Source organism: Wolbachia endosymbiont of Nomada ferruginata, from assembly GCF_001675785.1.
Taxonomy (GTDB): domain Bacteria; phylum Pseudomonadota; class Alphaproteobacteria; order Rickettsiales; family Anaplasmataceae; genus Wolbachia; species Wolbachia pipientis.
The window spans coordinates 1-7,970 of record NZ_LYUY01000063.1 but is presented as its reverse complement, the minus strand read 5'-3'; the positions used below and the strand labels follow the sequence as shown (position 1 = coordinate 7,970).

Annotated in this window: 9 protein-coding genes and 1 tRNA gene; 7 read left to right on the top strand and 3 right to left on the bottom strand. The window is 35.7% G+C overall.

The window, feature by feature from the left end:
- Positions 1–82 precede the first annotated feature (82 nt).
- On the bottom strand, positions 83–1,576 hold the full coding sequence (gene guaB / locus BA053_RS04255; protein ID WP_065095043.1) for an IMP dehydrogenase: 1,494 nt from the start codon (positions 1,574–1,576) through the stop codon (positions 83–85).
- Between the two features lie 228 nt (positions 1,577–1,804).
- Between guaB and BA053_RS07370 the strand changes: the two genes are divergently transcribed.
- Complete coding sequence (locus BA053_RS07370) at positions 1,805–1,942, top strand: hypothetical protein (RefSeq protein WP_156518046.1); 138 nt, start codon at positions 1,805–1,807, stop codon at positions 1,940–1,942.
- Between the two features lie 192 nt (positions 1,943–2,134).
- Here BA053_RS07370 and rsmA read toward each other — a convergent pair whose 3' ends face one another.
- Entirely contained in the window at positions 2,135–2,947 is an 813-nt protein-coding gene (gene rsmA / locus BA053_RS04250) for a 16S rRNA (adenine(1518)-N(6)/adenine(1519)-N(6))-dimethyltransferase RsmA (protein ID WP_065106800.1), read from the bottom strand.
- Between the two features lie 78 nt (positions 2,948–3,025).
- Between rsmA and BA053_RS04245 the strand changes: the two genes are divergently transcribed.
- Positions 3,026–3,098: transfer RNA gene (locus tag BA053_RS04245), tRNA-Thr, on the top strand.
- Positions 3,099–3,122: 24 nt separating this feature from the next.
- The gene (locus BA053_RS04240; protein WP_065095042.1) at positions 3,123–3,851 is read left to right on the top strand and encodes a triosephosphate isomerase; all 729 of its coding nucleotides are present in this window, start codon (positions 3,123–3,125) and stop codon (positions 3,849–3,851) included.
- Between the two features lie 82 nt (positions 3,852–3,933).
- On the opposite strand, the gene dprA is transcribed toward BA053_RS04240, so the two are convergent.
- The gene (dprA, locus tag BA053_RS04235; RefSeq protein ID WP_065095041.1) at positions 3,934–5,022 is read right to left on the bottom strand and encodes a DNA-processing protein DprA; all 1,089 of its coding nucleotides are present in this window, start codon (positions 5,020–5,022) and stop codon (positions 3,934–3,936) included.
- Positions 5,023–5,083: 61 nt separating this feature from the next.
- On the opposite strand from dprA, the gene BA053_RS04230 reads away from it, so the two are divergent.
- The 4 genes from BA053_RS04230 to BA053_RS07670 all read left to right on the top strand — a co-directional run bounded on the left by BA053_RS04230 (position 5,084) and on the right by BA053_RS07670 (position 7,839).
- Positions 5,084–5,458 (top strand): ferredoxin family protein, encoded by a 375-nt coding sequence (locus tag BA053_RS04230; protein ID WP_063630600.1) that lies wholly within the window; start codon positions 5,084–5,086, stop codon positions 5,456–5,458.
- A 536-nt stretch (positions 5,459–5,994) separates the two neighbouring features.
- On the top strand, positions 5,995–6,948 hold the full coding sequence (locus BA053_RS04225) for a D-alanine--D-alanine ligase (RefSeq protein ID WP_065106799.1): 954 nt from the start codon (positions 5,995–5,997) through the stop codon (positions 6,946–6,948).
- The gene (locus tag BA053_RS04220; protein WP_006280710.1) at positions 6,929–7,687 is read left to right on the top strand and encodes a cell division protein FtsQ/DivIB; all 759 of its coding nucleotides are present in this window, start codon (positions 6,929–6,931) and stop codon (positions 7,685–7,687) included. Before BA053_RS04225 ends, BA053_RS04220 begins: the two co-directional genes overlap by 20 nt.
- Positions 7,684–7,839 (top strand): hypothetical protein, encoded by a 156-nt coding sequence (locus BA053_RS07670; protein WP_156518045.1) that lies wholly within the window; start codon positions 7,684–7,686, stop codon positions 7,837–7,839. The genes BA053_RS04220 and BA053_RS07670 overlap by 4 nt, the downstream gene beginning before the upstream one ends.
- Positions 7,840–7,970 lie beyond the last annotated feature (131 nt).

Below are 7,970 nucleotides of genomic sequence, written 5' to 3'. Positions count from 1 at the left end.
ATTCTCTTCTATTTGTCATATTTTGAAAAAACGTTTTATTTTACTCCAAAAACGTCTTAACTTTCTCTCTACTTTTTCTGGACTACTCCGAATCGGTTGACAAATTGGACGTTTGATAAGCATAATTTGGAGCTTCTTGTGTAATGACTATATCATGAGCGTGACTCTCTCTTAATCCTGATGCAGTAATAGTAACAAATTTACAATTTTTTTTCATCTCTTCTATATTCCTATTACCAGTATACCCCATTGCAGCTTGCAATCCGCCAATCAATTGATGGATTACTCCTGAAGCTGGACCTTTGAATGGAACTCTTCCTTCCACTCCTTGTGGAACTAATTTGAGTTTTGAATCTTTATCTTGAAAATAACGGCTAGCTGAACCTCGTTTCATTGCACTAATAGATCCCATTCCTCGATAGCCTTTATATGCTCTGCCCTTATACATAATAATCTCACCTGGGCTTTCGTCAGTGCCAGCAAAAATCGAACCAATCATCACAGAGTCAGCACCAGCTGCAATAGCTTTTGCAACATCTCCTGAGTATTTTACCCCACCATCAGCAATTAGTCTGACGTTTCTTGCTCTACACGCCTCTGCAACATTCTTGATTGCAGAGAATTGTGGCACACCAACACCTGTAACTATTCTGGTTGTACAGATTGATCCTGGTCCTATTCCAACCTTCACTGCATCAACACCCGCATCAATCAACGCTTCAGCAGCCTCCTTTGTTGCAATGTTTCCGCCAATTAATTGCGTATTAGGATACATCTTTTTTATTTCCCTAATGGTATTGATAACGTTTTCGGAATGACCGTGAGCAGTATCCACAACAACTACATCAACTTCTTCTCCGATCAAAGCTTCACATCTGTCTATACCATCTTTTTTACCAGTGCCAATTGCAGCGGCAACTCTGAGACGCCCTTTACTGTCTTTACATGAATTTGGGTATCTATTGTATTTTTCAATGTCTTTAACCGTAATTAAACCTATACAACAAGAATTTTCATCTACGACCAAAAGCTTTTCTATTCTATTTTCATGCAACAATTTCATTGCTGAGGCACTATTCACTCCCTGCTCCCGCACTGTCACTAACTTATCTTTTGTCATCACTTCGGAAACTTTTACATTCATGTTCTGGTCTTCAATAAATCTCACATCTCGGTTAGTTAAAATTCCAACTAACTTGCGTTGATCGACTACAGGAATGCCAGAATAATTGTGCTCTCTCATTAATGAAATTGCTTCCGCAACTGTTTTATCCGGTGAAATCGTAATTGGGTTATACACGATCCAACTTTCATATTTTTTCACCCTTCTTACTTCTAAAACTTGTTCATCTATTGATAAATTCTTATGTATGCAACCTATCCCTCCATGTTGGGCAATAGCTATTGCAAAGCCCGATTCAGTAACAGTATCCATTGCAGAGGATATGAGAGGGATATTTAGTTCTATACTATTTGTTAAATAAGTTTTTGTATCTGCATCGCAAGGCAATATATTAGAATAGGCTGGCAAAAGAAGTATATCGTCAAACGAATAACAAGCTTCCATTTTTTTCATAGGCTTTATTTAAAGCTTATACGCCAATTAATTAAATTGCAATAGGCAAAATTAGCTAGGAGCCTTTAATTGTATAGCTCTAACTGTTTTTAGGAGATAGAAAAGCTATATGGTTGCTAATACATTTTATTGCAGAATAAGCATTCTATAGCTAACCCAAGAAAGGTTTCCCTACGTCATACCACGATTCATTCGCGGTATCTCTAGATCCCGCTAACAAGCAGCGGGATGACGGTTCTTCAAATCGTTAAGGTGTCATCCAAGCCTCCTATGATGTCATTCCAGTGTCCCTATGATGTCATCCCAGTGCCCAGACACTGGGATCCAGGAATTTTATTAAGTATAAAAGTAGCCGTTTTATGTTAAAATACAACGTTTTAATGATTATGAAAAAGCTGGATTCCAGACTGGAATGACATCGTTTACTATGTGCCATATTGCAATGTTCGTACAGTAAGTCATAGGATGACAGAAGCGGAGCTATAGAAGCTGGTGTAGCTCTGTCGTATAGCTCTCACTGTTTTTAGGGGATAGAAGAGATACCAGAATATATAGCTGCTAATACATTTTATTGCACAATAAGCATTCTACATTATTTGCCAGCAAACAAAACTGCTCAATAGTTAAGTTTTCTGGGCGTTCGTTTCCACTCAATTTAGCGTTTTCAAAGATGATTTCAGGGCGGTTCGTTATATTTTGCAAGCTATTTCTCAGCATCTTTCTTCTTTGAGAAAAAACAGCACGTGTTAATCTTGTTAAGGTTTCCAAATTTACTGCAAATTTTGGGATAGGCAAAGGATTTACTGTAATTACTGAAGAATGTATTTTTGGTCTTGGAAAAAACTCTTTAGGTTCAATATCAAATTCCTTTTTTATATCACATAGCAACTGGCTTAGCACTGATAAGGAACCATAATCTTTAGAATTGGGTCTTGCCGTAATGCGATCTGCTACCTCTTTTTGAAACATTAATGTCAAGTTCGTAAAAAATTTTATATTATTTAACCACTTTAAAAATAACACTACCGAGATATTGTAAGGCAAGTTAGCAATAACTTTAACTGGGCGCTCTATCAGCTCTTCTTCTGTAACATGCAGTGCATCTGCTTCTATAATTCTATACTTTCCTTGATGCTCATTTAGCAGTTGGTCATGGTGTTTTACTAAATCTCTATCTTTTTCTATAGAAAGTAGAGACTTTGGATTATGCACCAATATTTCTCTTGTTAATGCACCATATCCAGGACCAATTTCAATGACATTAAAATTTTCCAGACTACCAGCTAAAGCGACGATTTTTTTTGTTATCTCACTCGATAAAATAAAATTTTGCCCTAGACTCTTTTTTGGCTTCAGTAAAAATTTTTTCATATTATTTTCATTATACAGTATTTTAAAAATTAGTTGACTAAAATTCATTGATAATTGTATATTATTAATGTGTTTAACGCCGGCTTAGCTCAATTGGTAGAGCAACTGACTTGTAATCAGTAGGTTGTCAGTTCAAGTCCGACAGCCGGCACTCTCACTCATATAAGTAAAGTTGATGTCCTTTTTAATAGTAGCAAATTGGAAAATGAATGGAATGCGTTCTTCATTTGTTGACTTTATAGGCAAACTTAACGACAAGAGCAACGAAATTACCTCTAAATTAGTAATTTGCCCTCCTTTTACGTCATTTCCAAGCAGTATAGAGTTGAACAATAATATTAATATAGGAGCACAGAATTGCCATCATAAAAAGTTCGGTTCTTACACAGGTGAAATTAGCGCAGAAATGTTAAAAGAACTAGGGTGTACTTACGTAATACTTGGGCATTCTGAAAGGGCCAATGAAAAAGATAGTGAAATAAAACTTAAGTCAGAAATAGCAATAGAATCAGGCTTACACCCAATTATCTGTGTAGGTGAAAATTCAGAAGATTATAAGAATGAAAAAACAAAAGAAGTAATAGAATATCAATGCAAAAACCGCTTGCCAACACACGGTGAATATACCGTAGCATATGAGCCAATATGGGCAATAGGCACAGGTCATGTGCCAAATAATGATACAATTGCTGAGGTGATAGAGGTAATAAAATTGTGTACTAGTAAAAAACACATTATATATGGTGGTTCAGTCAGTTCAGAAAATATAGAAAATTTGTTAAATATTTCAAATTTATCAGGAGTTTTAATTGGCAGTGCAAGCTTAGATTTCGATCACTTTTATAAAATCATACAACAGGTTGAAAAAAAGTTTTCTCTTATCAATTCTAAAATCAGTAACTAAGAATCCTATGACAAATGGCATCATTTCAGTATCAAGTATATATCTGTACGAGCATCTAGTAAAACGACATAGCTAAAGTAATCTAGAAAATTAACGATATTTTATTCCCCGGTGAACGCTCTATTTTGTTTTCCAACTCTAGTTCCAAAAGAGCCATTAGAGCTATGTTGGTAGAAAGTCCGCTTGCTAATATAAGTTCATCTATATCAACAGGTACAGAGTTAATATGATCAACTATAACAGATTTTGCCTGTTGTAATTTTTCTTGTTTTTGGTTAACAAAATGGTGCTCAACATCAAATAGGTTTTTTTGCTGCGGAGGTAAACTAAACCTAATACTCTCTATTATGTCATCAGCGGATTCGATAAGCTTAGCACCGTTTTTAATTAAATAATTACTACCACTACAGCGTGAATCTAAAGGGAAACCAGAAACTGCAAACACCTCTCTCCCTTGATTTAAAGCAAAATCTGCTGTTATTAGAGAGCCAGAACGTTTCGATGCTTCAATCACTGCAACACCCAGCGATAGGCCAGATATAATTCGATTCCTTTGAGGAAAATATTGAGGCTTTGGTTTAGTAGCAAATGGAAGCTCAGTAATTACTAAACCACCATTCCCAGTGATTTTTTTGTATAGATCAAAATTCTCTTTTGGATACACCACATCAATTCCGCTTGCTGTAACAGCAATAGTGGGATGATTTTTGTATATTACACTGTTTGCTGCAGTATCGATTCCTTTTGCAAGTCCAGAAACGATAATAAAACCAGCTTCGCTTAAATCAAGTGCCAACTTATTGGCAAAATTTCTTCCATTCATCGAAGAGTTACGCCCACCGATTATTGCAATTATCTCACGGCTTAATAATGATATATCACCAAACGCAGTTATTACAGGAGGACAATTAGAGATATTTCTTAAAAGATCAGGGTAATCTGGGTCACATGCAGGTATAATTTTAGCTCCAATTCTTTCTGCATTATTGATTTCTTCTCGTGCATCTTGAATGCCATACACCTTATTATTAGCCACCCTATTGAGATATTTCAACACCTCATCTAGCGATCCATGTGTTCTTAGTATACTAAAAAACTTTATTGGTCCTATAGTTCTAGCCAAGCTTAACCATACTTCTAATTCTTTGTTGTTCAATTTATTTATCTTCATAAAAGGCTTGAATTTCTTATCAATTTAGTGTACCCAAGATAATGCAAATATACAGTGTTTTATGACGCATTTTGTTACAGATAAATGCATAAAATGTAAATATACGGACTGTGTGGAAGTATGTCCCGTTGACTGCTTCTATGAAGGTAAAAACATGCTCGTGATTAATCCAGATGAATGTATTGATTGCGGAGTGTGCATACCTGAGTGTCCGGTGGATGCAATTGTAACTGATGATTCCATAAAAGATATTTTAGAACTAGATGAAGAGTTGCTGAGCAGCGAACAAAAAACTTTCAAGTCATTTTACAACATAAACGTAGAATACTCACAAAAATGGCCAAATATCACAGCTAAAAAACAACCTCTCTATACTGCAGAAGAGTATAAGGAAAAAAAGGATAAAACAACTTATTTTGATGAAAATTTAGAATAATATTAACAAAGAAAAAGATCAGACTCCTTGCATAACCATATGAAAAACTAGCAACTCACTCTTCTTTGTCATTCCAGCGCGTGACGCACAATCGTACGAACATTGCAATTTGCAGGTGGCAGATGGTGTCATGCAAGTAGCTGACACTGGTTTCCATCCAAAAGGGCAGTGCCTCTATGATGTCATCCCAGTGGCCTCTATGATGTCATCCGAGTAGCCTTCTATGATGTCATCCCAGTCCCTGACACTGGGATCCAGAAAAAAGAATGGTGTCATTCCAGTGCCCAGACACTGGAATCCAGACTTTCCGTAAAAACGTTATATTTTAACATAACACTTTATATGCTCACCAACTTAGTGCTAATCAAAATCCTGGATCCAAGTAGTCAGGGCACTGGGATGACACCATTTGTTGTATCTTAACAAAACAAACGTTCGTACAGTTGTGCATAGGATAGAGCTATAGAATTTTTCAAAGCGTTTTTTCTATTGAAGATAAGAGCATCTTTTATATATGCTATGTAGTAAAACATAGAATGCCCATGATTCCAACTATAGCAATTTTAAGTGGTGGATTTTCTTGTGAGAGAGAAGTGTCGCTTATGAGCGGAAAAGCAGTAAAGAAAGCGCTCGATAGCCTTTCATATAATGCAATAGAAATAGATGTTGACAGCAACGTTGCTGAAAAGCTTAGAAAAATTAATCCTGAGCTTGCTTTTATTGCTCTGCATGGACCTTATGGTGAAGATGGCTGCATTCAAGGTTTATTGGAGATTTTAGGTATAAAATATACACACTCAGGAGTTATGGCTTCTGCTGTTGCTATGAATAAAGTGATGTCAAAGCATATATTTCGGTCCCTTAGTATTGATACTCCAAAAGGTTATGTAATTAGCCGAGAAGATGTACTAAAAAATAATATTAAAATCGATTATCCGTACGTCTTAAAACCAATTAATGAAGGTTCAAGTATTGGAGTGTACATAATTTTCTCGCACGAGGATTACTTAGAACTGAAAGATAATAGTTCTACTATAATGGAAAAGATGATCGTAGAAGAATACATACCGGGCATAGAGTTACATACTGCTGTATTGCTGGATGAAGCAATTGGCACTATAGAAGTACGACCAAAAAATAAATTCTATGATTATGAAGCAAAGTATACAGATGGATTTGCAGAACATATATTTCCTGCTAAAATTCCTGACAATATATATAAAATGACCTTGGAACACGCACTGAAAGTTCATCAATTTTTAGGATGCAAAACTATTTCCCGCTCAGATTTCCGTTATAATCCCAAAAATAACACTTTAAAAATGCTTGAGATTAATACACATCCTGGCTTTACTGAGTTATCGTTAGTGCCAGAAATTGCAAAATTGGCAAAAGGAATCAATTTTAATGAATTAGTTAAAATTATTATTGAAGATAGTTTGCAGCACAAAAATATTAGGGATTTAAGTCATGTTGAGCAGTATTACTAGAAGCCAAAGGAGTTTTTTGCGCAAGTGTGCCTTGGTTATTATCACAGCACTTTTTCTTACGCTAATACTCTACAGCTCACTTGATAAAATAATAAATCGATTTAATTACTACTTTACTTGGTATAATGACTGCCTATCTAGTTTATTACTCAGTAGTGGATTTTCAATCGACGAAGTAGTCGTGAGCGGCAATAAATTTACAAACAAAAAGGATATTCTAAGTTTGACAGATAGAACGCAACCTATCCTGTATATATCACTTTCAAAACTTGCCGGTAACATACAATCCGTAAGCAGGTGGATAAAACACGTAAGAGTTCACAGAATTTTGCCCAATACTCTACACATTAATATAGATGAGCATAAACCGTTTGCTCTCTGGAAAGATAATAACAAAACCTCGGTAATTGATTTTGAAGGTAAAGTGATCGTAGATGACTATCTAGTAGATGATCTTGTTGTAATTACAGGACAAAACTCGTTATCAAACCTAGAATTTGTTAGAGATGTGTTGGAGAGTAAAACTCAATTAAGAGACCACATTTCTTCTTTTGCTTATATAGGGAATAGAAGATGGAATATCATACTTGATAACGATTCCACAGTAAAACTGCCTGAAGATAACCCTTATAGTGCATGGGACTATTTAAACCACTTACACAATACAACTGATTTTACTTTCAGCGATTGGAGTATTATTGATATGCGTATTACTGATAAAATCTTTGTGAAGAGGTGATCTGCTGTCATCCAAGCAGCGGGATACTTAACCGTCATACCGCGATTCATTCGCGGTATTCAGCCGTTAACAAGCAGCGGAATGACAGCAATCCTACGTCATACCGCGATTCATTCACGGTATCTCTTGGCATAGATCCCGCTAACACGTAGCGGGATGACGGTTGTCGTTTAGCTATAAATATTTAAGAAATTTACCAAACGAAAAAAAAGGCAAAAGAAGCCCCGTGGTTGGCTAATTACTTACATTATACTTTCAAGTATGGCGTTTTTTTATTCTAAAC

Coding starts and splice junctions, on each gene's coding strand:
- guaB (WP_065095043.1), bottom strand. CDS start 1,576: ATGAAAAAAATGGAAGCTTGTTATTCGTTTGACGATATACTTCTTTTG.
- BA053_RS07370 (WP_156518046.1), top strand. CDS start 1,805: ATGACGGTTCTTCAAATCGTTAAGGTGTCATCCAAGCCTCCTATGATG.
- rsmA (WP_065106800.1), bottom strand. CDS start 2,947: ATGAAAAAATTTTTACTGAAGCCAAAAAAGAGTCTAGGGCAAAATTTT.
- BA053_RS04240 (WP_065095042.1), top strand. CDS start 3,123: ATGTCCTTTTTAATAGTAGCAAATTGGAAAATGAATGGAATGCGTTCT.
- dprA (WP_065095041.1), bottom strand. CDS start 5,022: ATGAAGATAAATAAATTGAACAACAAAGAATTAGAAGTATGGTTAAGC.
- BA053_RS04230 (WP_063630600.1), top strand. CDS start 5,084: ATGACGCATTTTGTTACAGATAAATGCATAAAATGTAAATATACGGAC.
- BA053_RS04225 (WP_065106799.1), top strand. CDS start 5,995: ATGCCCATGATTCCAACTATAGCAATTTTAAGTGGTGGATTTTCTTGT.
- BA053_RS04220 (WP_006280710.1), top strand. CDS start 6,929: ATGTTGAGCAGTATTACTAGAAGCCAAAGGAGTTTTTTGCGCAAGTGT.